Below are 24,505 nucleotides of genomic sequence, written 5' to 3' on the forward strand. Positions count from 1 at the left end.
TGAATTATTAAAATAAAATCACAATGCGTAAATTTTCCTGGATCTACTTCTTTTCTTTCTTTATAATAACGGCGGTGCTTTCAGCACAAAAATCGGCTATTTACACGCACGATTCAAAAGATTTTAATAAAGCGGTTTCTCTATTTAAGGACGCGCAATATGCATCGGCACAACTAATTTTCAACAAAGTAAAGGAAACGGCCACCACGGAAGAATTGAAATCAGACTGTGCGTATTACGCTGCGAATTGTGCCATTCGAACCAATCAAGCAAATGCGGATGCGTTGATGGAGCAATTTGTAACAGATTACCCAACAAGCGTAAAGCAAAATCAAGCTTATATTGAAGTAGCACATTATCATTTTACGCAAGGCGATTATGCACAAGCTTTACAATGGTTTGACAAAGTGGATGAAAGTAGTTTGAGTAGAAAGGATCAAGATAAATTTAATTTCCAAAAAGGCTATAGTTTTTTTAATGCTAAAAAGAAAAAAGAAGCTACTTCCTACTTGAATAAAGTAGTAAATTCTGCTGAATACGGGTCTCAGGCCAAATATTATCTTGGTTTTATGGCCTATGAAGGAGATGACTATAAACAAGCGACAAAGTATTTTGACGAGGTTTCAGGTGAAGAGAAATACAAAGAAAAGCTTTCTTATTATCAAGCAGATATGAATTTTAAGTTGGGAAATTTCCAAAAAGCAATTGATTTGGGTCAGAAAGCAATGGCCAAATCAAATCCTTTGGAAAAATCAGAATTAAATAAAATCATTGGCGAAAGCTATTTTAATTTAAAAAAATACGATACAGCCATTCCATTTTTAGTCGCTTACAAAGGGAAAAGAGGAAAGTGGAACAATACCGATTTTTACCAATTGGGATATGCGTACTACAAACAAAAAGACTATGAAAATGCCATTTCCCAATTCAATAAAATCATTGGTGGAAAGGATTTTGTAGCTCAAAATGCATACTACCATTTAGGAGAAAGTTACCTCAATACCGATAAAAAACAGCAAGCGTTGAATGCTTTTAAAAATGCTTCGGAAATGGATTTTGACTTGGCGATACAAGAAGATGCCAGTTTGAATTATGCTAAATTGAGTTATGAATTAGGAAATTCGTATCAAAGTGTACCAGCGGTTCTTCAATCTTTTTTAAACAAATATCCAAATAACGCCAACCGTTCTGAAGTAGAGAAATTGCTAATTGATTCCTATATTTCCTCTAAAAACTACAAAGAAGCGTTGGTTTTATTAGAAAAAAATAAATCGCCGGAAAATAAATTAACCTATCAAAAAGTACTGTTTTATAGAGGACTGGAATTGTACACGGATGGAAAGTATGAAGATGCTTTAAAGATGTTTACGAAAGCTACAACCGAACAAAAAGATCCAGTTTTTACTAGCAGAGCCATTTTTTGGAAAGGGGAAGCTGAATATGTAACGAATGATTTCAAGGAGGCATTGTTAAGTTTTAAACAATTTGCAGGTTCAAGCCAAGCTTCAAAAACCCCAGAATACAAAAACCACAATTATAATATTGCCTATTCCTATTTTAAATTAAAAGAATACGATCAGGCAGGGAATTATTTTCAAAACCAAATAGAGAAAGCACCAGCTGATAAAGTGCGATTGAATGATTCGTATTTGCGTTTAGCAGATTGTCGTTTTGTAACTTCAAAATACGGCCCAGCAATGGATGCGTATAATAAAGTGATTGAATCTAAAAGTATAGATGCGGATTATGCTTATTTTCAAAAAGCAATTTCCTATGGATTTATGGGTAAAAATGACACTAAAATGACCGAATTAAACTCTTTTGTCCAATTGTATCCAAAGTCTGAATACAAAGACGATGCGCTTTTTGAATTGGGTAATACCTACGTTGCCGCTAACAAAAATGATCTTGCCATAAAAACATACGAGCGTTTAAATACGGAGTTTAAAAAAGGCTCCTTCACTTCTAAATCTATTTTGCGTCAGGGTTTAGTGTATTATAACACCGATAATGACGATCAGGCATTGTTGAAATTTAAAAAAGTGGCTGCCGATTTTCCTAGAACGCCGGAAGCTTTAGAAGCCGTTGCAACAGCCCGATTAATTTATGTCGATGGTGGTCGAGTGGATGAATATGCTAGTTGGGTTCGTACGTTAGATTTTGTTGCTGTAACGGATGCAGAATTGGATAATGACACCTACGAAGCTGCTGAAAAACAATTTCAACAAAACAATACTAAGCAAGCTATCCAGGGATTTAGTGGCTATGTAAGTCAATTTCCTCGAGGCATCCATGCCTTAAAAGCTAATTACTACCTTGGTCAATCGTATTATTCAGAAGGATCTGAAACCAAATCAATTCCTAATTTTGAGTATGTAATTGCACAATCTAGGAGCGAGTTTACAGAGCAGTCTTTGTCAAGATTGGCTCAAATTTTTCTTAAAAATAAACAGCACGACAAGGCAATTGTAGTTTTATCCCGTTTAGAAAACGAATCTGATATTTCTCAAAACACGACTTTTGCACAATCCAATTTGATGAAATTGTATTATGACAAGAAAGATTATGGTAGTTCAGGCACATATGCGGAGAAAGTTTTGATGAATCCAAAAGCTGATGATAATGTAAAAAGTGATGCTCAAATTATTATAGCGCGTGCGGCAATTGAAACGGGAGATGAAGCAAAAGCAAGAGTTGCCTACACCAAATTAATGGCAATTGCAAAAGGAGAACTAGCTGCTGAAGCATTGTATTATGATGCTTATTTTAAAAACAAAGACGGAAATTTTGAACAGTCAAATGTTGCTGTTCAAAAATTAGCAAAAAATTACGCTAGTTATAAATATTTTGGAGCCAAAGGTTTAGTTGTAATGGCAAAAAACTTCTACGGATTGAAAGACAGTTATCAGGCAACCTATATTTTAGAAAATGTGATACAAAATTTTACTGATTTTCCAGATGTAGTGTCAGATGCGCAAAGAGAATTGAATACTATAAAAGCCGAAGAGTCTAAAACAAATTCATCAATTACGAAATAAAGAAACACGGCAAGAACGTTAGAAAACAACTAAAGTGAGTGTGAAATTTTCAGCATAATCGAAAGCCAAAAAAATCAAAGAATGACAATCCCTTTTTATATAGTAGATGTTTTTGCGGAACATAAATATGCGGGCAATCAACTGGCTGTGTTTTTGGATGCACAAAAGTTAAGCACTAATGAGATGCAGACCATTGCACGAGAAACAAACTTTGCGGAAAGTACTTTTATCACGAAGCTCGATCAGGAAAATAATGCAGCAACAATACGAATTTTTACTCCAGAACACGAAATGCAATTTGCGGGGCATCCCATAATAGGAACTTCATGGGTTTTGATGCACAAAATTTTTGAGAAGCGCACTGAAAAGATCAATTTGTCAGTTCCAATAGGTGATATTGTAGTTTATCAATCAGACGATTTGGTATGGCTACAAGCTGCGCAACCACAATTTTTAGACACTTTTTTGGCAGAGGATTTTTCATCCTTCAGCAATTTAAGTCTTGATGATTTTGATGTAAAATTTCCCATTCAGGAAGTGACCACGGGAAGCGCTTTTGTAATTGTTCCTGTTAAAAATGCAACAGTATTGCAAAATTTAATGCTGAATCAGATTAAAATGAATGCTTGGTTGCGCGCTCATTGTAAAACAAACCATAGAGCCTTTTATTTTTATTGTTTAGAAGGAACAAAGCTTACAAGTAGGATGCTTTGTTTAGAGAATAACCAACTTATAGAAGATGCTGCCACTGGAAGTGCGAGTTGTTGTTTGCAGGCTTTTCTTTTGAAATATCATTCTCCTGAAATCCAAATGATCAATTATCAAGGAGATTTTATCAAGAGACCCTCTCAGATTTATTTTAATGGAAAATTAGAGGAGAACAATTTTGATATCAAAATAGGTGGGAAAACGCAATTTATTGCAAAAGGGGAATGGGAAGTTTAGATTATAACAAAAGAATAATAGGTACAAAATAAAAAAATTAGACATGACATTTAAAGATTTAGAAATAAAAATAAGAACAAATAAAGTATCAACTTTTTCGGAACCCTTTACTTCGATGCGTTTTGGGTTGGGGATTTTGTTCTTCTTCGTCTTCCAATTTTCATTTGCGCAAAAGAAAGAGCAAATAGGAAATGAAACGGTGAATGTTGTAAAACCGTATACCCCAAAAATTTCAGATGCTTTTAAAGTCAAAGAAATTCCGGAACTGGATGAGGAGGGAAATGCTAAAAAAGAAAGCATAAAATATTCTATTTTTTCCTTTCTTGTAGCCTCTACTTTTACACCCTCAAAAGGAAAAGCCGAAGGAGTTGAAAAAGAAATTCAAGCTCCTTTATTTAAAAATTACGCAACTTTTGGTGTTGGTAATTACGGAACTTTTATAGGAGAATTATTCGTAAACCAAGACTTAAATGCTACTGACTATGTTGGCGGTATGTTCCGTCATCATTCTTCTCAAGGCGGTATAGAAAGCGTTAATCTTGATGACCGTTTTTTTGACACTTCACTTGATTTAATGTATGGTTCAAATCAAAAGAATGTGTCTTGGAATTTAGATTTAGGATTTCAAAATCAAATTTACAATTGGTATGGATTACCAGAGAGTTTTGGTGCCACTTTATCGTCTCAAGATCGATCTATTTTGATCAATAGTATTAATCCAAAACAGTCCTACAACACCATATCTCTGGGAGGAAATGTGGCTTTTAACGAAAGTATATTGAATAAAACAAGTTTGAAATTCAATCATTTTTCCGATGGTTTTGATTCTTCTGAAAATAGGTTTTACGCTAAACCAACCATATCCTTTGATGTAATGGAAAGTGCGGTGAAAACAGATTTAACTGTTGATTATGTCGCTGGAAATTTCAAAAATAATTATACAAATACCAATACGGAACCTTTGAAATATAGTTTTACAAATTTTGGAATTTCACCGAGTTTTGTAATGCAAGAAGAGGATTGGACACTGAATATTGGTGCTGCAATTTTTTATAGTAGGGACAATCAAAATAGCAGCAATACCTTTTATGTCTATCCAAAATTCAATGCCTCTTATAAGGTGGTTGGTGATTTGATGATTTTCTATGCGGGTGCCGAAGGTGATTTAAGACAAAATTCATATCAGGATTTAGTAGATAGTAATCCATTTTTATCCCCAACATTAGCTATTGCACCTACGGATCAACAGTATGATGTTTTTGCTGGACTGAAAGGGAAATTGACCAATTCAGTGAGTTACAACTTGAGAGGTTCTTACCTAAATGAGAGAAATAAAGCATTGTTTAAAAGCAATAGTTATGATGAGAATGCTGGGAATGCCGATTACGCCTTTGGAAATTCTTTTCAAGTCGTATACGATGATATGAGAACCTTAAACTTTTATGGAGAATTAAAAGCAGATTTCTCTGAAAATATCACTTTCGGAGTGAATGGAAGTTTTAGTAGTTTTACAAATAATTTTCAGCAAGAAGCGTGGAATTTGCCAGCAATAAAAATAAACTCCAGTTTGGATTTTAATATTACAGAAAAATGGTTTGCTGGTGCCAATGTGTTTTACGTAGGCGAGCGAAAAGATTTCCAAATGAATACTGCTATTGTAACTAATGCTATTCCAGTAACTTTAAAATCTTATTTTGATGTCAATGCCAATGTAGGATTCAAATACAGCGACCGATTGACTGCTTTTGCAAGAGCGAATAATATCACTAATAATGGATACCAAAAATGGTTGAATTACCCAGTTCAAGGATTTCAGGTGATTTTAGGAGTAAATTATAAATTTGATTTTTAGTTTTCTTTACCGCAAAGTGCGCAAAGGTTATCGCAAAGAATGGGAAGATTTTATTTTTTGGAAGTTTTATACAATTAGAATGTTTTAGCTACAATCGATTTTACAAAATTACTTTGCGAACCTTGCGGAAAACTTTGCTTACTTTGCGGTTAAACTCTTCAAATGACTTTCAAACAAAAAATACATACCCATTATTTACAATTAGTTCAGGATCGAATCGATGTATTCAAAGACATGATTGTAGCGCTTACCGAAGATTCGAAGAACGATGCCAAAGGTTCTGCTGGAGACAAACACGAAACGGCGCTATCCATGATGCACATTGAGCAGGAAAAACTCAATCGGAAATTGAGAGAAGTATTGGATCAAAAAACAGTTTTGGATAAAATTGATCCTGCTGCAATTGCTAATACTATAATTGTGGGGAGCTTGGTAAAAGCCAACGGAATCTATTTGTATCTGAGTGTGGCGCTCCCTAAAATTAATATCGAAGGAATCAATATTATTGCCTTATCTCCGCAATCGTCGCTGGGAAATAAATTGATGGGAAACCAAGAAGGTTTTACTTTTGAGATTAATGGTACGAAGTATTTGGTTGAGGAAATTAGATAAAAATAGAGTATAATTTTATTGTGACATTGTCTTATCTAGACCACAACTTTACAGTCTTCAACTTCAATTCTATTTTCATTCTTTTTTAATTACATTTTAAACACAAATCGCTATTTTTGGTTGTCAATATAAACTAAAAACAGGATTTGTGTTTTTCAATTAGAACTATAATACCATCTTTGCCTTATCAAAATAAACAAAAACATTTAAAATATATAGTTATGTGCGGAATAGTATGTGCCTTTGATCTAAAACAAAAAGCGGAGGTTTTAAGACCTCAAGTGTTGGAAATGTCTAAAATTATCCGTCACCGTGGACCGGACTGGAGCGGAATTTTCAGTAATGAAAAAGCCATTTTGTCTCACGAGCGTTTGGCAATTGTGGATCCAGCTTCAGGGAAACAACCGTTGTTCAGTGAAGATAAACAATTGGTTTTAGCGGCAAATGGTGAAATTTATAACCACAGAGCATTGCGTAAACAATTTGAAGGCAAATACAACTTTCAAACTGAAAGTGACTGTGAAGTAATTTTAGCACTTTACAAAGAAAAAGGACCTCATTTTATAGATGAAATGAACGGGATTTTTGGATTTGCTATTTATGATGTTGAAAAAGATGAGTATTTTGTTGCTCGTGATCACATGGGAATTATTCCATTATACATTGGTTGGGATGAGCACGGAACTTTTTATGTAGCTTCAGAATTGAAAGCGCTAGAAGGATATTGTACCAAAATCCAATTGTTTCCTCCAGGACATTATATGTCAAGTAAAGATGGCGAATTTGTACAATGGTACAAAAGAGAATGGACCGATTATGATGCCGTAAAAGACAACGTAACTTGTATTGATGAAATTAAAGTGGCCTTAGAAGCTGCGGTTCACAGACAATTAATGAGCGATGTGCCTTATGGTGTATTGCTTTCGGGAGGACTAGATTCTTCTATTACTTCGGCTGTGGCCAAAAAATATGCGCAAAAACGTATCGAATCCGGTGATGTTGCCGATGCTTGGTATCCACAATTGCATTCTTTCTCCGTTGGATTAGAAGGTTCTCCAGATTTAGCAGCAGCGCAAATTGTTGCGGATCATATTGGAACCATTCATCACGAAATTAAATTCACAATTCAAGAAGGTTTAGATGCTGTTAAAGATGTGATCTATAACCTAGAGACCTATGATGTGACTACGATTAGAGCATCAACACCTATGTGGTTGATGGCGAGAGTTATTAAATCGATGGGTATAAAAATGGTATTATCAGGTGAAGGAGCGGATGAACTTTTTGGAGGATACTTGTATTTCCATAAAGCGCCAAACGCCAGAGAGTTTCATGAAGAAAACGTTCGTAAATTAGGAAAATTACACATGTACGATTGTTTGCGTGCGAACAAAAGTTTAGCTGCTTGGGGAATTGAAGGACGTGTGCCGTTTTTAGATAAAGAATTTATGGATGTGGCGATGCGCGTTAATCCACAGGATAAAATGATCAATAAAGAACACCCAATGGAAAAATGGGTTGTTCGTAAAGCTTTTGAAGAAATGTTGCCGCCAAGTGTAGCTTGGAGACAAAAAGAACAATTTAGTGATGGTGTTGGCTACGGTTGGATTGATACCTTAAAAGCGACAGTTGCTGTAGAGATTTCGGATGAACAATTAGCAAATGCTAAATACAAGTTCCCTTTACAAACACCAACTTCAAAAGAGGAATATTATTACCGTTCTATTTTTCATGAGCATTTTCCAAGTGATGCCGCAGCTTTGTGTGTTCCGCAAGAAGCAAGTGTAGCGTGCAGTACAAAAATTGCATTGGAATGGGATGAAGCTTTTAAAAACATGAATGATCCATCTGGAAGAGCAGTAGCGAGTGTGCATGATGATGCGTATGTGAAAGCATAAACAGTAAAAAAGAAGATTTTAAAATCTTGATAAAACGCTCTCCATTTCGAGAGCGTTTTTTTATGTAAATATTTTTATGGAAAAGTATAGAATTTGAAAAAACGTTATAATTATGCATTGTCTGAAGTAATTAGGAAGAGTTTTTTTATATTAGCCTAACTAAATTGTTAATTATGAGATTCATTTCACTTTTTCTTGCTTTATTTTTATTGATTTCCTGTAGTCAAAAAACTAAAATTTCCGTTGATACGATTATTACAGATGCAACGATTTATTCCGTAGATAACGCTTTTGGAATAGCTTCGGCTATGGCGATCGAAGAAGGAAAAATAGTAGCCATAGGGACAAATAGTGAAATTACGAAACAATATGAATCGAAGAATACAGTTGATGCTGAAGGGAAATACATCTATCCCGGCTTGTTTGATGCACACTGCCATTTTTATAGCTATGGATTGAGTTTACAAGAAGCTGATTTACGTGGTACCAAAAGTATGGCTGAAATCGTTAGCCGATTAAAGGCTTTCCAAAAAGATAAAAACCCGACGTTTATAGTGGGTAACGGTTGGGATCAAAACGATTGGCAAGTAAAAAAGTATCCATCAAAAGCTGATTTAGATAGCGCATTTCCTGATATTCCAGTCGTTTTAAATAGAGTAGATGGGCATGCAATAATCGTGAATAGTAAAGCATTGAAATTAGCAGGAATCACCAAAGATACTAAAGCAGATGGTGGTCAAATTGAAATTGCAAATGGAGAGCCAACAGGAATTCTAGTAGACAATCCGATGGAATTAGTGTTTAAAATTATTCCAAAACCAACACGTAAAATACAAATTGCCGCTTTATTGGATGCTGAAAAAGTGATGTTTGATTATGGATTGACAACCGTAAATGATGCGGGTTTAGATCCTGATGTGATTCATTTGATAGACAGTTTGCAAAAAGCAAAATTGATGACGCTTAACGTATATGCTATGGTTACAGCAAATCAAAAAAATATTGATTTGTATCTAAAAAAAGGAATTTATAAAACGGATAATTTGAATGTTCGTTCTTTTAAAATGTATGGCGATGGTGCTTTAGGTTCTCGTGGCGCTTGCATGCACAAGCCGTATTCTGATAAACCAGGCCAATACGGTGCTTTGTTGGCTCCTATTTCGGGATTAAAACATGTTGCAAAACAACTTGCAGCTTCAAAGTTTCAGTTGAATACGCATGCTATTGGAGATTCTGCCAATACAGTGATTTTGAAAATTTATGGAGATGTTTTAGCTGGTACAAAAGACCGAAGATGGAAAATTGAGCACGCTCAAGTTTTGCGTGAAGCCGATTTTGATTATTTCAAATTTGGAATTATTCCTTCGGTTCAACCTACGCACGCCACATCTGATATGTATTGGGCGGAGGATCGATTGGGGAAAGAACGTCTTAAAAATGCGTATGCGTATAAAAAATTACTTCAAAAAGCTGGAATGGTAGCTTTAGGAACTGATTTCCCTGTGGAAGAAGTAAATCCGATGTTGACTTTTCATGCTGCAGTTGCCAGAAAAGACAGTAAGGAATATCCAAAAGGTGGTTTTCAAATGGAAAACGCGTTGACTAGAGCCGAAACTTTAAGAGGAATGACCCTTTGGGCAGCTTATTCTAATTTCGAAGAAAAAGAAAAAGGAAGTTTGGAAGTGGGAAAATGGGCTGATTTTGTCATGTTTGATCAGGATTTAATGAAAGTGGAAGAAAATAAAATAGTGAAAATGAAACCTAGAAACACCTATTTAAAAGGGAAGAAAGTGAAGTAATTGAATTGTTAGCCTTTAATAACTTACGCTTAATTCTGCAGATAACAGCATTTTGTAGAATGAATTGTTAAAACATAGGAGTCACATAAGTTTTAATTTGAATAAAATCAAATAAATCTAAAAGTTCATTTAAGTAAAGTCACATTGCCTTGCAAAGAACGTTTTTAACTTATATTCCCTTTTAATCACGATTTGAGAAACTGATTTTTTTAAACTTACATGACTTATATGTTTAAAATTGATGCTGTTTATTTTAGAATATAGCGATAGTTTACAGTTGAAATAGAATATTTTAATTTATTGGTATTTAAATTACATTTTTAAGATAAAATTCACTTTTTGGTTTTAAATATTAACTAAATGCACTAATTATGTTTTGTGTTTGTAACTGCTATTGCATATTTGTCGACTTAGAATTGGTAAAAAATAAAAATATAGTGTTATGTGCGGAATATTAGCCATTATCGGAAGAGGAAAAGAGGAACAGTTGTTTGGGGAACTTTCAAAAAGAATGACGCATCGAGGTCCAGATGAAAGTGATCTGCATGTTACTGAAAAAGGGCATATTTTGAGTCATGAAAGGTTGTCGATAATCGATTTGCATTCCGGAAAACAACCTATAAAAGGCACGAAAACGGCTTATATGGTTCATAATGGCGAAATATACAATCACCAAGAATTAAGAGATGGAGTTTTGAAAGGACATACTTTTAGAACCAAATCAGACTCAGAGGTTATTGTACATTTATACGAAGAGTATGGTTATGATTTCTGTAACATGCTAGACGGTGATTGGGCATTTGTTGTAGTCGATGGCGATGATTTTATTGCCGGCAGAGACCCAATGGGAGTGAAACCGTTGTATTATGGTTTGGACGAAAGAGGAAGAATCTATTTCTCCTCTGAAATGAAACCTATTACGGATCAATGTAAAACATTTTCTACTTTTCCACCGGGACATTATTACACTGCAAAAACAGGTTTTGTAAAATATTACAAACCGGAATACGAAGATTATTTAAAAGCCGACCAAGCATTAGATTTGGAATTAATCAGGCAAACTTTGACCGAAGCAACTCGCAAGCGTTTAATGAGTGATGTGCCTATTGGAGTATTGCTTTCGGGAGGGTTGGATTCTTCCTTGACTTCAGCAATTGCCTCTAGATTATTGGCGGAAAGCGGTAAAAAATTACATTCATTTTCTATCGGCTTAGATGCGGATGCACCGGATGCGGCCGCCGCCAGAAAAGTAGCGGAGTATTTAGGAACAGAACATCACGAAATTCATTTTACTGTTGAAGAAGGAATTCAAATCTTAGATAAATTAATTTGGCATCTGGAAACATATGATGTGACTTCAATAAGAGCCAGTACACCCATGTATTTTTTATCAAAAGCAATTACTGATTTAGGTATAAAAGTGGTGCTTTCAGGCGAGGGAGCCGATGAGATTTTTGGCGGGTATTTGTATTTTAGAAATGCACCGTCAGCGGAAGATTTTCAAAAGGAAACCATTGAAAGAGTACAGAAATTATTCACTGCCGATTTATTAAGAGCCGATAAATCAACCATGGCCCACGGTTTAGAGACTAGAGTTCCATTTTTAGACAAAGCGTTCTTAGATTTGGCGGTTCGTATCAAAGCAGAAGAAAAAATGCCTAAAACGTACGATGGAAAAGAAAAATACATTCTAAGAAAAGCATTTGATACACCTGAAAACCCTTATCTCCCAGAAGAAGTTTTGTGGAGGCAAAAAGAACAATTTTCAGATGGAGTAGGATACAGGTGGATTGATGAATTGATTGATTATTGTGCGACACAAGTTACGGATGAGCAATTAGCCGGAGCTGCAAAGGAATTTCCTTATAACGCACCAACCACTAAAGAAGCTTATTTTTACCGATCGATATTTAATAAATATTATCCACAAATAAGTGCGGCACAAACGGTTAGGAAATGGATTCCGAAATGGCAAGAAAACCTTGATCCAAGCGGAAGAGCTAATGCAGCTCACGTTAAAGCCGATACTGCAATTGCTAAAACAGGAGTTGTAGTTTGATGCAAAAATTTGAATTTTTTATAAATGAAGAACGCTCTCAATTTTGGGAGCGTTTTTTTGTATTTATATGAACAAATGTTAATAACTTAAGGGCTTAAAAAGGGATTTTAACGGTTATATAATTTGCGTTTTTATATATTTGCGTGTTATACAAAAATTACATTTTTTACAATAAAATATATATGAGCGAAGAAATCAAGAAGGACAGTTATTCAGCAGATAGTATTCAGGCATTAGAAGGAATGGAGCACGTAAGAATGCGTCCTTCGATGTATATTGGAGATGTGGGTGTTCGAGGACTGCATCATTTAGTGTATGAGGTTGTAGATAACTCTATCGATGAGGCAATGGGAGGTCATTGTGATACCATAATAGTAGATATTAATGAAGACGGATCTGTTTCTGTTGAAGATAATGGACGTGGTATTCCGGTAGGTATTCATAAAAAAGAAGGTGTTTCGGCATTAGAGGTTGTAATGACCAAAATTGGTGCCGGTGGAAAATTTGATAAAGATTCCTATAAAGTTTCTGGAGGACTTCACGGTGTTGGGGTTTCTGTGGTAAACGCTTTATCGAATCATTTGAGAGCTACCGTTCACAGTAGTGATGGTAAAATATACGAACAAGAATACGAAAAAGGAAAAGCATTATATCCAGTTAAACAAATTGGTGAAACGACAAAAAGAGGGACAATCGTTACTTTTTATCCGGATCCAAGCATATTTACACAAACAATAGAGTATTCTTATGATACTTTATCTGCTCGTATGCGCGAACTTTCTTATCTGAACAAAGGAATTACTATTACTTTTACAGATAAAAGAGAAAAAGATAAAGATGGAAATTTTGTATCAGAAGTATTTCATTCTGATGAAGGTTTAAAAGAATACATCCGGTATTTAGATGGAAACCGTGAGCCAATTATTGCACACGTTATTTCTATGGATCATGAAAAAGGAGAAATTCCGGTTGAGGTTGCGTTAATTTACAACACAAGTTACACGGAAAATATTTTTTCTTACGTAAATAATATTAATACACACGAAGGAGGAACGCACTTGCAAGGTTTTAGAACTGGTCTAACTAGATCGTTAAAGAAATATGCGGATGCTTCTGGAATGTTGGATAAGCTGAAATTTGATATTTCAGGAGACGATTTCCGTGAAGGATTAACTGCTATTATTTCGGTAAAAGTTCAAGAACCACAGTTTGAAGGACAAACGAAAACGAAACTTGGTAACAGAGAAGTTGTTTCTCCGGTAAGTCAAGCGGTGAGTGAAATGATTGAAAATTATTTGGAAGAAAATCCAAATGATGCCCGTATCATCGTTCAAAAAGTAATTCTTGCAGCGCAAGCGCGTCACGCAGCTAAAAAAGCACGTGAAATGGTACAACGCAAAACCGTAATGGGTGGCGGTGGATTACCAGGAAAATTATCAGACTGTTCGGAACAAGATCCTGCAAAATGTGAAGTATATCTTGTCGAGGGAGATTCGGCAGGTGGAACGGCAAAGCAAGGTCGTGACCGTAATTTTCAAGCTATTTTACCTTTGCGTGGTAAAATTTTGAACGTTGAAAAAGCGATGCATCACAAAGTTTTTGAAAATGAAGAGATTCGAAATATATTTACGGCACTTGGTGTAACCATTGGTACAGAAGAGGATAGTAAAGCATTGAATATTTCAAAATTGCGCTACCATAAAGTAATTATTATGTGTGATGCCGATGTCGATGGTAGTCATATTTCTACTTTGATTTTGACATTCTTCTTCCGTTTTATGAAAGAATTAATCGAAGAAGGTCATGTTTATATTGCAGCACCACCTTTGTATTTAGTTAAAAAAGGAAATAAGAAAGAGTACGCTTGGAATGATTTACAACGCGATCAGGCGAATGAAAGAATGGGCGGTAGCGCAGGAATTCAACGTTATAAAGGTCTTGGAGAGATGAACGCGGAGCAATTATGGGAAACTACAATGGATCCGGGTTTCAGAACGTTGCGTCAGGTAACTATTGACAGTTTGGCGGAAGCCGATAGAGTTTTCTCTATGTTAATGGGTGATGAGGTGCCACCAAGAAGAGAATTTATTGAGAAAAATGCAGTTTACGCAAATATTGATGCGTAACTTAATGTAATCATTCGTTTTCATTCGAATAAATTAACACAATAATAAGTAACCAAATTAACAATTAACCGAATAAACTTTAAAATATGAAAGTTACCATTGTAGGAGCAGGAAATGTAGGAGCGACATGTGCGGATGTGATTTCTTATAGAGGAATTGCCAGTGAAGTAGTATTATTGGATATTAGAGAAGGTTTTGCTGAAGGTAAAGCATTAGATATCATGCAATGCGCTACTAATACAAGTTTTAATACCAAAGTATCAGGCGTTACTAATGATTATTCTAAAACAGCAGGAAGTGATGTAGTGGTGATTACATCAGGAATTCCAAGAAAACCAGGAATGACTCGTGAAGAATTAATAGGAATCAATGCAGGAATCGTGAAAACGGTTGCTGAGAATGTTTTAAAACATTCACCGGATACTATTATAGTAGTAGTTTCTAATCCAATGGACACGATGACCTACTTGGCATTGAAATCTACGGGATTGCCAAAAAACAGAATTATTGGTATGGGTGGAGCGTTAGACAGTTCTCGTTTTAGAACGTATTTGTCTTTGGCTTTAGACAAACCGGCTAATGATATTTCAGCTATGGTTATTGGTGGACATGGTGATACAACTATGATTCCTTTGACAAGACTGGCTTCTTATAACGGAATCCCAGTTTCTCAATTTTTATCGGAAGAAGAATTGCAAAAAGTAGCTGCAGATACTATGGTTGGTGGAGCTACACTTACAGGACTTCTTGGAACATCGGCTTGGTATGCTCCTGGAGCTTCCGTTGCTTTCTTAGTAGATAGTATTTTGAATGACCAAAAGAAAATGATTGCATGTTCTGTTTTCGTTGAAGGAGAATATGGCCAAAATGATATCTGTATTGGTGTTCCATGTATTATTGGTAAAAATGGAGTGGAAGAAATTCTTGATATTAAACTGAATGATGCTGAAAAAGCCTTATTTGCTAAAAGTGCAGATGCTGTCAGACAAATGAATGACGCTTTAAAATCGATTTTGGTATAAAAATTTACATATAAAAAAGAGAAGACTGCATCATTGCAGTCTTTTTCTTGAGATTAATCTATAAATAAATTGGTTAATCTTAACGTTAATTATATATTTGCTCGGTTTAAAAAAAATGAGGTAGCCCGAAATATTCTTTTTTAATGTTAAAAATGAATGTAAAGTGTTATTCTATAAGGTTTAAAGCAAAAATAAATAAATAAAAAATAATTAATTTTTAGTAATAATGCAGAATAAAGGACTTATTAAATTTTTCGCAATTCTATTTGCATTGGTAAGTATTTACCAACTTTCTTTCACTTTTGTTGCAAGCAAAGTAAAAAACGATGCAAAATCTTTTGCTAATGGGAATGCTGACAAAGAAGTAAAATATTTAGATTCTATCGGTAAAGAAAAAGTATTTAACCTTGGGTTTACCAATTTTACTTTCAATGAAGTAAGTGATAAACAAATCAATAAAGGGCTAGATTTAGAAGGAGGGATTAATGTTATCCTTCAAATTTCTGTAAAGGACATTCTAAAAGGATTATCGAATAATTCTAAAAATCCAGTTTTTAATAAGTCTTTGGCTGATGCAACTGCTGATTTGCAAGGGAATAAACCATATCTAGACAAGTTTTTTGATGCTTTTGAAGCTAATTCAAAAGGAACTGTAAAATTAGCATCTCCAGATATTTTTGCAAATAGAAGTTTGCAAGGTGAAGGTGGTGTTGATTTTCAAATGACCGACTCAGAGGTTCAAAAAATTATCAAAAGAAAAGTTGATGAATCGGTAGAAAGTGCTTTTGGCGTTTTAAGAAAACGTATCGATCAATTTGGTGTAACACAGCCTAATATTCAAAAATTAGGAAATTCAGGTCAAATTCTTGTTGAACTTCCGGGTGCAAAAGATGTAGATCGTGCTAAGAAATTATTATCAAGCACTGCTCAATTGCAGTTTTGGGAAACATACAAAATCGAAGAAATTGGTAATTTCTTAATGGCGGCTAATGAGTCATTGAAGAAAACAGAAATCAAAACTACTGAGGTTAAACCAGTGGTAAAGGATTCTTTAAGTGCTTTACTTACAGATTCGAAAGATAGTATAGCTGCAAAAAAAGGCGAAAATCCTTTATTCGATAAAATTGTTGGTCAAGGTGGAGGTCCAGTTTTAGGGCTTTTCTCTCCAAAAGATACGGCAACAATTAATGGTTACTTGAAAAGAGCTGATATCCGAATTCTTTTACCAGCTGAGCAACGTTATGCCAAATTTGTTTGGGGTATACCAACTACTATTAAAGATGCTAAAGCTAAAGATGTTGAAGTTTTAGAATTATATGCTTTAAAAGGAAATAGAGATAATGTACCTGCGATGGCTGGTGGCGTTATTACTGATGCAAAAGATACTTTTGATCAATCAGGTAAGCCAGCAGTTTCAATGCAAATGAATGGTCAAGGGGCAAAATCTTGGGAAGAATTAACAGGTAGAGCGTATACTCAAAAAAGCAATATCGCTATTGTTCTTGATGATGTGGTTTATTCTGCACCAGGTGTTTCAAGTGGTTCAATTTCAGGTGGTAGGTCTGAAATTTCAGGAGCTTTTGATGTAACACAAACTAAAGATTTAGCTAATGTTTTAAGAGCAGGTAAATTACCAGCTACTGCCGATATCGTTCAGTCAGAAGTTGTAGGGCCATCCTTAGGCCAAGAAGCAATTGATAATGGTACTAATTCAGCAATTATTGGTTTACTTATTGTATCCCTTTGGATGATGATCTATTATGGTAAAGCGGGTTGGTATGCTAATATTGCACTAGCCATAAATTTACTATTCTTATTTGGAATTTTAGCAAGTCTTGGAGCTGTTCTTACTTTGCCTGGTATTGCCGGTATCGTTTTGACAATGGGTACGGCGGTAGATGCGAATATTATTATCTATGAAAGAGCAAAAGAGGAATTAAGAGCAGGTAAAACGCTAGAAGAAGCTGTTAAGACATCGTATAGTTGGAGAGGTGCTATGTCATCAATTACAGATGCGAATGTCACGCACATTTTAACTGGTGCCGTTTTATTTATTTTTGGTTCAGGACCAATTAAGGGATTTGCCACTACATTGTTAATTGGTATTATTACTTCATTATTTACTTCTATTTTTATTGCGCGAATCTTTATAGATTGGAACATTAGCAAAAAGAATAATTTGACGTTTGTTACTAACTTCTCTAAGAATATGTTTAACAACTTTCATTTTGATTTCTTAGGGATGAAAAAATGGACGTATTTGTTCTCTAGTATTGTGGTTATCATCAGCGTTGTTTCTTTAGCAACAAATGGTCTAGATCAAGGAGTTGATTTTGTAGGAGGAAGAACTTTCCAAGTACGTTTCGAAAAACCAATTGAGACTGAAACTGTTAAAGCAGAATTAGCACAAGTTTTTGAAGGAAGTGCTGAAGTGAAAGTATTTGGTAATACTAACCAATTGAAAATTACAACGAAATATAAAGTGCAAGAGCCAGGAATTAAAGCTGATGAAGAGGTGAATAAATTGTTGTTTAGCACCTTGAAAAAGCATTATTCAGCAGATATTACATATGATAAATTTGTAAATGCGTATGAAGGTAAAAAAGTGGGGATTCTACAAGCTTCTAAAGTAGGGCCAACAGTAGCGGAAGATATTAAAACTAATGCTTACTGGGCAGTACTTGGAGCTATGGCAATTGTTTTCTTATACTTGATGATCAGTTACAGAAAATGGCAATATAGTTTAGGTGCGATTGCTGCAGTTGCACACGATGTTATTTTTGTACTAGGAATCTACTCTTTGTGTTATAAATTCATGCCTTTTGGTATGGAGATCGATCAGCATTTTATCGCTGCAATCTTAACGGTTATTGGATATTCTATGAATGATACAGTTATTGTATTTGATAGAGTTCGTGAATATTTAGCTGGAAAAACTAAAGGTACTTTTGCTGAAATTGTAAATCAATCTATTAATACAACGATGTCTAGGACAATCAATACATCATTAACGATGATTGTTGTTTTATTAATTATGTTCGTTTTTGGTGGAGATTCTATTAGAGGATTTATCTTTGCAATGTTGGTTGGTATTATAGTAGGAACCTATTCTTCACTGTTTATTGCTACACCAGTATTGGTTGATACAATTTCAAAAGAAGATAAAAGAAAAGTAGAAAAAGCGCATCAAGAAAGCTAAAATGCTTTTATATAATTTTACAAAAAGAGATTCAGCGAAAGTTGAATCTCTTTTTTTTTACCTGAATTCCAATATTTTTTTTTAGTAATTTAACAAAGAGTTTCAAAAGTAATAGTCTGTTTTTAAATTAATAGTTATGTTAAGAAGTGTTTTTTTTATTTTGTTTATTTGTTGTCTTTCGATGCTGTCTTTTGCTCAAGTCAAAAATAGGGACGTCCAAGTGGGTTTTTCTTATGGATTAGGTACTGAATTTGAAAACAAGAATTACTCTTATACAAATCACTATTATAAATTGCAATTTTATTTTGAAGTAAAAGAAACAAAAAAAGTCAGCTATCAAATACTTATCCAGCCAGAACTTAATTTTGCAACGCACCAACTCTTAAATTTGTATTTTATTGAACCGGACGAACCGGATTACATAGAAAAACGAGAACGATACACAAAGTTAAAGGATATCAAAGAGTATGTCTTGAATTTAGGATTTCTAGTCAGGAAACCACTTTCTAATCAAGCCAGTCTCTATGCTTTGGGTAGTGTGGGACCAATGATTACCGATAAAGAAACGGAGCGATTATCTAAAGGTTTTGCCTTTGCTGACGTTATTGCTTTAGGAGTTACTTTTAAAATGTATCGAATAACCATTGATCTAAGGCCAAGTATCCGGCACGTATCTAACGCCGGGCTACAAAAAAAGAATTCGGGTTACACTACTAAAAATATTGACTTTGGATTATTGTTTGCATTATAAAAAAAGCGTTACCTGTTTTGATCCAGATAACGCTTTTCTTTGCATTCAAATTATTTTTTTTAATTCGTAATTTCTCTTTCAGCAGTAAATATAAAATACAATCCTATAAGTACAAAAGGAATACTTAGCCATTGTCCTGTTGAAAACAAACCGAGAGCACTTTCAAAACCGCCTTGGCTTTCCTTAACGGATTCTACGATAAAACGAACCGTAAACAACAACACTAGAAACATTCCGAAAATAAATCCTGTATATTTTCTTTTTTCAGTTTTCCAATACAAGAAAAATAAGACTGCAAATACAAAAATATAACAAAATGCTTCGTACAATTGCGTAGGATGTCTAACCGGCACTTGTTCTAACAAAACAGCAAATTTAGGGTCTGTTGCAATGGCGGTGTAAGCTTCTTTAGGATTAGGAATTTGAGTTGCATTGGCAGCATCCATCGGACTAAAGTGATCTTTTATGAATTTTATTCCAAATGGCGAAGTTGTTTCATGACCTATGATTTCCGAATTGAAAAAGTTACCCAATCTGACGAAAATAGCACCACTTGCAACAGGAATAACCACGCGATCTAAAATCCATAACTGCGGTTTTTTTAATATATTTTTACTGTAGAAGTACATAGCAATAATGATAGAAATTGCAGCTCCGTGACTTGCTAATCCTTGAAAACCAGTAAATTCCCAACCTTTAATAATGCTAAATAGAGCTTCGTTTGGATTTTCTCTTATGGGTAAGAATATCTCCAGTAGGTGATTGCGGTAATACTCCCAATCGTAAAAGAAAACATGTCCTAAACGAGCACCAATCAAAGTCGCCAATACAGTCCAGATAAATAAAGAGTCTAATTTTTCTATCGATTCGCCTTCGCGATCGAAAATATTTTTCATGATATACCAGCCTAATCCAAAAGCAATGACAAACATTAAACTGTAATACCTTATTATAAAAAAGCCTAAATCGATTCCTTCTGATGGGTTCCAAACAATGTTTAAAGCATGTGTCATGTATTGTAATTTTGTTATTTTAGGTAAAAATAAAGATTAAAAGTAAAATTTGTACTATAAAAACTAATGTTTATGAAGGCAAGATTTTTTAGGCACGGGATCATATCCTGTTTTTCCCCAAGGATGACAACTTAAAATTCGTTTTGTTCCCAGATATCCTCCATAAAATAACCCATGAGTTTGCAGCGCTTCAATCATGTAAGAGGAGCAAGTGGGCTCAAATCGACAAGCTGAAGGTGTGAACGGTGAAATCGCTACTTGATAAAACCGAACTAAAATGATAAATGGTGCAGTTATTTTCATAGTTTCACTTGGGAATTATCAAAGGTATCATAACGTTTATCCTTTTTTACGCTCGTTGCTTAATAGAGTTACACAACATCAGAACTAGAGTGACATTAAATCGAGAAAGTAGTACCTTCTTTGCCATCTTTAAGTTGGATTCCTAATGTGATCAATTGGTCTCTAATTTGATCAGACAAAGCAAAATTCTTGTTTTCTCTAGCCTGTTTTCTCATTTCGATTAACATGTTTACTGTTCCTTGTAATTTATCGTTAGTGCTATCAGAAATTTTTTCGTCTTCTAGTCCTAGCACATCAAAAACAAATGCATTCATTGTTTTTGCAAAACAATCTAAGTCAGCTGCATTCAAACTCTCTTTCTCCTCTTTTAGCAAATTGATAAAGCGAACGCCTTCAAAGAGCTGTGCTATTAGGATAGGTGTATTAAAATCATCATTCATTGCATCATAACACAATTGCTTCCATGCTGGAATATTAAGAGTGCTTTTTGCAGCGACAGTGATCTCTTTTAACGAATTCATTGCTTCCATCAATCGCTTATATCCTTTTTCAGAAGCAACAATCGCGTCATCTGAAAAGTCAAGAATACTGCGGTAATGCGCTTGCAGCATAAAAAATCGGGCTACAGATGCTGAGAAAGCTTTACTTAAAATAGTATTTTCTCCTGTTAATATTTCTCGTGGTAAAATATTATTCCCGGTAGATTTAGCCATTTTTTTACCGTTCAAAGTTAACATATTGGCATGTAACCAATAATTAACAGGAGTTTGACCGGTGCAAGCCTCATTTTGAGCAATTTCACATTCATGATGCGGGAATTTTAAGTCCATTCCACCACCGTGAATATCAAAATGATTGCCCAGGTATTTAGTACTCATAGCGGTACATTCTAAGTGCCAACCCGGAAATCCATCACTCCATGGCGAAGGCCAGCGCATAATGTGCTGTATTTCTGCTTTTTTCCAAAGCGCAAAATCCTGTGGATTTCTTTTATCTGTTTGACCGTCTAAATCTCGAGTATTGGTAAGCATATCCTCGATATTCCGCCCACTTAATCGCCCGTAATGATTTGTTTTATTGAATTTAACTACATCAAAATAAACTGATCCATTGGCTTCGTAACCTATTCCTTTATCAATAATGGTCTTGATAATTTCAATCTGTTCAATAATATGACCCGTTGCCGTTGGTTCAATACTAGGCGGTAAAAAGTTGAAAGCATTCAAAATATCGTGAAAATCTACGGTATATCGTTGCACCACTTCCATGGGTTCTAGTTGTTCCAAGCGTGCTTTTTTTGCAATTTTATCCTCCCCTTCATCTACATCATCCACAATATGTCCTACATCAGTAATATTACGAACGTAGCGAACCTTGTAATCCAAATGCAAAAAATACCTAAAAATTACGTCAAAAGACATGAATGTTCTCACATTTCCAAGATGCACATTGCTGTAAACAGTTGGTCCGCAAACATACATTCCCACATTTCCTTCATGAATAGGTGTAAATGTTTCTTTCTCTCCCGAAAGTGAATTGTATATTTTTAAAGTCTGACTCTTGTATAAAGGCATTTCAATTGTTTTTTTTGGAGCTGCTTCCTGCTTTCCGCTTCAATCTTTTTATTCGCAAGGGCGAATAAAAAGGATTTTCACTTCAATCAGGGCTAGGGCATTTCTGCATTAAAAAAATGTAATTTTATTGTTCAATATCCTTCTTATTTCGTGCCGCACTGCGGGTGAATAAGATTTAGAACTTTGTTTCTAGTTTGATATAATCTAAGAATTCTCTGCGAGTAACGCTATCTTTAAATTTTCCGCCAAACTCGGATGTTACCGTGCTACTTTCGATATCACTTATTCCTCTTGAATTAACACAAAGGTGTTTAGCATCTATCACACAAGCAACATCTTCTGTACCTAAAGCAATTTGTAATTCTTGAACAATTTGCATCGTTAAGCGTTCTTGCACCTGAGGCCTTTTGGCATAATATTCTACGATGCGGTTCATTTTAGATAAACCAATAACTCTTCCGTTAGAAATATAACCTACGTGAGCTCTTCCTATAATGGGTAATAAATGGTGTTCACAAGTAGAATAGACTATGATGTTTTTCTCGACTAACATTTCACCATATTTGTAATTGTTGTCAAAAGTGGATGCTTTTGGTTTTTTTGCAGGATTCAAACCTCCAAAAATTTCTTTTACAAACATTTTAGCCACACGATTGGGTGTGCCTTTTAAACTATCATCGGTCAAGTCCATGCCTAGTGTAAGTAGGATGTTCTCAACGTCTTTTTTTATTTTTTCGATTTTATCATCATCAGAAATGGTGAAGGCATCATCTCTTATTGGATTCTTTGCGGATAAACTAATATGATTGTCTCCTATTTCGTCTTGAAATTCTTCTTTATTTATCATTAAAAGCAACTATTATAGTGGGTGTAATTATTTAAGGGGTAAAGATAAATAATAAAAATTAAAGAATTTCTATCGCTCCTACTATTTAAACGCACTTTATCGCTTCTTCAAGGTGTTTTTGTTTCTTTTTTAGGCCTAAAAAGAAAGGCAATAACGAGTTCGCTATTGCCTTTTTTATAGTAAATCCGGTTGAGTCCAGTTTTAAATCTGAAGAATTTAGTTACTTATGCTTGAGTTTGTGTTGCATTGTAAACTGGAATTGCTGCTTTTAAAATGCGAACTGCACTGATCAGGTCATCTTTCTTTAAAACGTATGCAATTCGAACCTGATTCAATCCCATTCCTGGTGTAGAGTAAAAACCTGCTGCTGGTGCAACCATTACGGTTTCGCCATCTAAGTCATAACTTTCTAAAAGCCATTGAGCGAAAGCGTCGGCGTTGTTCACTGGCAATTGCGCAATGCAATAAAAAGCACCTTTAGGTTTGCTTACAATTACACCATCTATTTTGTTTAATTCTTCAATTAAAGTATCTCTTCGTTCTCTATATTCTGAAATTACTTCGTCAAAATAACTTTGCGGCGTGTCCAGTGCTGCTTCACTTGCAATTTGTTCAATAGTAGGAGGACTCAATCTTGCTTGTGCAAATTTCATCGCGGTAGTCATCACTTCCTTATTTTTAGAAACAATACACCCTATTCTCGCACCACACATGCTGTATCTTTTTGAAACCGAATCAATCATAATGGCGTGTTCTTCAAGTCCAGGAACGCTCATAACAGAATAATGTATGTCACCATCATAAGTGAATTCGCGATACACTTCATCAGATATCAAGAATAAATCATGTTTTTTAACTAGAGCTGCTAGCTGCATGATTTCTTCTTTGGAATATAAATATCCAGTAGGATTTCCTGGATTACAAATAAGAATAGCTTTTGTTTTTGGAGTAATCAGTTTTTCAAAATCGGCCACAGCTGGGAGTGCAAAACCCGTTTCGATAGTTGAGATAACAGGAATAACGTTCACGCCAGACGCCGTTGAAAATCCGTTATAATTCGCATAAAAGGGTTCTGGAATAATAATTTCATCACCTTGATCCATCGTGCTTCCCATGGCAAACATTAACGCTTCAGATCCGCCTGTTGTGATAATGATGTCTTCAATATTTACAGAAATACCTTGATTTGTGTAGTAGTTGGCTAGTTTTTTTCTGTAACTTTCGTTTCCTGCAGAATGGCTGTATTCCAGAATGGTTAAGTCAATATTTTTAACCGCATTCATAGCAACTTCCGGTGTTTTTATATCGGGTTGACCAATGTTCAAATGATATACTTTATGTCCTTTTTTCTTAGCTATTTCAGAGTATGGAACCAATTTTCGTATTGGTGATTCAGGCATTTGTTTGCCTTTGTTTGATATTTTTGGCATAGTCTTAATTGTTGAATTGCAAATTTGCGATTTTTTT

The 24,505-nt window shown here is 34.8% G+C and carries 16 protein-coding genes; 11 read left to right on the forward strand and 5 right to left on the reverse strand.

What is annotated here, in order from left to right; translation table 11 throughout:
• The first annotated feature begins 23 nt into the window (after nucleotides 1–23).
• The 11 genes from IWX83_RS04230 to IWX83_RS04280 all read left to right on the forward strand — a co-directional run bounded on the left by IWX83_RS04230 (nucleotide 24) and on the right by IWX83_RS04280 (nucleotide 19,301).
• Nucleotides 24–3,038, forward strand: coding sequence for a tetratricopeptide repeat protein (locus IWX83_RS04230; protein ID WP_196827873.1), 3,015 nt, complete (start codon nucleotides 24–26; stop codon nucleotides 3,036–3,038).
• 81 nt (nucleotides 3,039–3,119) lie between these two features.
• Entirely contained in the window at nucleotides 3,120–3,983 is an 864-nt protein-coding gene (locus IWX83_RS04235) for a PhzF family phenazine biosynthesis protein (RefSeq protein ID WP_196827875.1), read from the forward strand.
• 115 nt (nucleotides 3,984–4,098) lie between these two features.
• Nucleotides 4,099–5,835: a TonB-dependent receptor gene (locus tag IWX83_RS04240; RefSeq protein WP_196827989.1), complete on the forward strand. Its 1,737-nt coding sequence runs from the start codon at nucleotides 4,099–4,101 to the stop codon at nucleotides 5,833–5,835.
• 162 nt (nucleotides 5,836–5,997) lie between these two features.
• Nucleotides 5,998–6,447 carry a hypothetical protein gene (locus IWX83_RS04245; RefSeq protein ID WP_196827877.1) on the forward strand — a complete coding sequence of 150 codons (450 nt, stop codon included), beginning with the start codon at nucleotides 5,998–6,000 and terminating at the stop codon, nucleotides 6,445–6,447.
• Between the two features lie 221 nt (nucleotides 6,448–6,668).
• Nucleotides 6,669–8,345: an asparagine synthase B gene (gene asnB, locus IWX83_RS04250; RefSeq protein ID WP_196827879.1), complete on the forward strand. Its 1,677-nt coding sequence runs from the start codon at nucleotides 6,669–6,671 to the stop codon at nucleotides 8,343–8,345.
• 173 nt (nucleotides 8,346–8,518) lie between these two features.
• Nucleotides 8,519–10,144: an amidohydrolase gene (locus IWX83_RS04255; protein ID WP_196827881.1), complete on the forward strand. Its 1,626-nt coding sequence runs from the start codon at nucleotides 8,519–8,521 to the stop codon at nucleotides 10,142–10,144.
• Nucleotides 10,145–10,586: 442 nt separating this feature from the next.
• Nucleotides 10,587–12,203, forward strand: a complete 1,617-nt coding sequence (gene asnB, locus IWX83_RS04260) for an asparagine synthase B (protein WP_196827883.1) — start codon at nucleotides 10,587–10,589, stop codon at nucleotides 12,201–12,203.
• A gap of 182 nt (nucleotides 12,204–12,385) precedes the next feature.
• Nucleotides 12,386–14,329: a DNA topoisomerase (ATP-hydrolyzing) subunit B gene (gene gyrB, locus IWX83_RS04265; RefSeq protein WP_073353917.1), complete on the forward strand. Its 1,944-nt coding sequence runs from the start codon at nucleotides 12,386–12,388 to the stop codon at nucleotides 14,327–14,329.
• 86 nt (nucleotides 14,330–14,415) lie between these two features.
• Nucleotides 14,416–15,351, forward strand: coding sequence for a malate dehydrogenase (gene mdh, locus IWX83_RS04270; RefSeq protein ID WP_196827884.1), 936 nt, complete (start codon nucleotides 14,416–14,418; stop codon nucleotides 15,349–15,351).
• A 226-nt stretch (nucleotides 15,352–15,577) separates the two neighbouring features.
• Nucleotides 15,578–18,550: a protein translocase subunit SecDF gene (gene secDF, locus IWX83_RS04275; protein ID WP_196827887.1), complete on the forward strand. Its 2,973-nt coding sequence runs from the start codon at nucleotides 15,578–15,580 to the stop codon at nucleotides 18,548–18,550.
• A 136-nt stretch (nucleotides 18,551–18,686) separates the two neighbouring features.
• Entirely contained in the window at nucleotides 18,687–19,301 is a 615-nt protein-coding gene (locus tag IWX83_RS04280; RefSeq protein WP_196827889.1) for an acyloxyacyl hydrolase, read from the forward strand.
• Between the two features lie 59 nt (nucleotides 19,302–19,360).
• Here IWX83_RS04280 and lgt read toward each other — a convergent pair whose 3' ends face one another.
• The 5 genes from lgt to IWX83_RS04305 all read right to left on the reverse strand — a co-directional run bounded on the left by lgt (nucleotide 19,361) and on the right by IWX83_RS04305 (nucleotide 24,468).
• Nucleotides 19,361–20,314: a prolipoprotein diacylglyceryl transferase gene (lgt, locus tag IWX83_RS04285; RefSeq protein ID WP_196827891.1), complete on the reverse strand. Its 954-nt coding sequence runs from the start codon at nucleotides 20,312–20,314 to the stop codon at nucleotides 19,361–19,363.
• 63 nt (nucleotides 20,315–20,377) lie between these two features.
• Nucleotides 20,378–20,617 carry a membrane protein insertion efficiency factor YidD gene (gene yidD / locus IWX83_RS04290; RefSeq protein WP_073353924.1) on the reverse strand — a complete coding sequence of 80 codons (240 nt, stop codon included), beginning with the start codon at nucleotides 20,615–20,617 and terminating at the stop codon, nucleotides 20,378–20,380.
• A 95-nt stretch (nucleotides 20,618–20,712) separates the two neighbouring features.
• Nucleotides 20,713–22,191, reverse strand: a complete 1,479-nt coding sequence (gene cysS, locus IWX83_RS04295; RefSeq protein WP_073353925.1) for a cysteine--tRNA ligase — start codon at nucleotides 22,189–22,191, stop codon at nucleotides 20,713–20,715.
• A gap of 175 nt (nucleotides 22,192–22,366) precedes the next feature.
• Nucleotides 22,367–23,038: a GTP cyclohydrolase I FolE gene (gene folE / locus IWX83_RS04300; RefSeq protein ID WP_073353927.1), complete on the reverse strand. Its 672-nt coding sequence runs from the start codon at nucleotides 23,036–23,038 to the stop codon at nucleotides 22,367–22,369.
• A 224-nt stretch (nucleotides 23,039–23,262) separates the two neighbouring features.
• Entirely contained in the window at nucleotides 23,263–24,468 is a 1,206-nt protein-coding gene (locus IWX83_RS04305; protein ID WP_073353928.1) for a pyridoxal phosphate-dependent aminotransferase, read from the reverse strand.
• Nucleotides 24,469–24,505 lie beyond the last annotated feature (37 nt).

Origin of the sequence: Flavobacterium sp. CG_9.1 (genome assembly GCF_015751645.1) — a bacterium.
Classification (GTDB): Bacteria; Bacteroidota; Bacteroidia; order Flavobacteriales; family Flavobacteriaceae; genus Flavobacterium; species Flavobacterium xanthum.

Bases quoted from the DNA above. Each gene is read 5' to 3' on its own strand.
- mdh (WP_196827884.1), top strand. From the start codon at position 14,416: ATGAAAGTTACCATTGTAGGAGCAGGAAATGTAGGAGCGACATGTGCG.
- cysS (WP_073353925.1), bottom strand. From the start codon at position 22,191: ATGCCTTTATACAAGAGTCAGACTTTAAAAATATACAATTCACTTTCG.
- IWX83_RS04280 (WP_196827889.1), top strand. From the start codon at position 18,687: ATGTTAAGAAGTGTTTTTTTTATTTTGTTTATTTGTTGTCTTTCGATG.
- asnB (WP_196827883.1), top strand. From the start codon at position 10,587: ATGTGCGGAATATTAGCCATTATCGGAAGAGGAAAAGAGGAACAGTTG.
- IWX83_RS04240 (WP_196827989.1), top strand. From the start codon at position 4,099: ATGCGTTTTGGGTTGGGGATTTTGTTCTTCTTCGTCTTCCAATTTTCA.
- asnB (WP_196827879.1), top strand. From the start codon at position 6,669: ATGTGCGGAATAGTATGTGCCTTTGATCTAAAACAAAAAGCGGAGGTT.
- folE (WP_073353927.1), bottom strand. From the start codon at position 23,038: ATGATAAATAAAGAAGAATTTCAAGACGAAATAGGAGACAATCATATT.
- IWX83_RS04305 (WP_073353928.1), bottom strand. From the start codon at position 24,468: ATGCCAAAAATATCAAACAAAGGCAAACAAATGCCTGAATCACCAATA.
- IWX83_RS04255 (WP_196827881.1), top strand. From the start codon at position 8,519: ATGAGATTCATTTCACTTTTTCTTGCTTTATTTTTATTGATTTCCTGT.
- IWX83_RS04230 (WP_196827873.1), top strand. From the start codon at position 24: ATGCGTAAATTTTCCTGGATCTACTTCTTTTCTTTCTTTATAATAACG.
- secDF (WP_196827887.1), top strand. From the start codon at position 15,578: ATGCAGAATAAAGGACTTATTAAATTTTTCGCAATTCTATTTGCATTG.
- IWX83_RS04235 (WP_196827875.1), top strand. From the start codon at position 3,120: ATGACAATCCCTTTTTATATAGTAGATGTTTTTGCGGAACATAAATAT.
- yidD (WP_073353924.1), bottom strand. From the start codon at position 20,617: ATGAAAATAACTGCACCATTTATCATTTTAGTTCGGTTTTATCAAGTA.
- IWX83_RS04245 (WP_196827877.1), top strand. From the start codon at position 5,998: ATGACTTTCAAACAAAAAATACATACCCATTATTTACAATTAGTTCAG.
- lgt (WP_196827891.1), bottom strand. From the start codon at position 20,314: ATGACACATGCTTTAAACATTGTTTGGAACCCATCAGAAGGAATCGAT.
- gyrB (WP_073353917.1), top strand. From the start codon at position 12,386: ATGAGCGAAGAAATCAAGAAGGACAGTTATTCAGCAGATAGTATTCAG.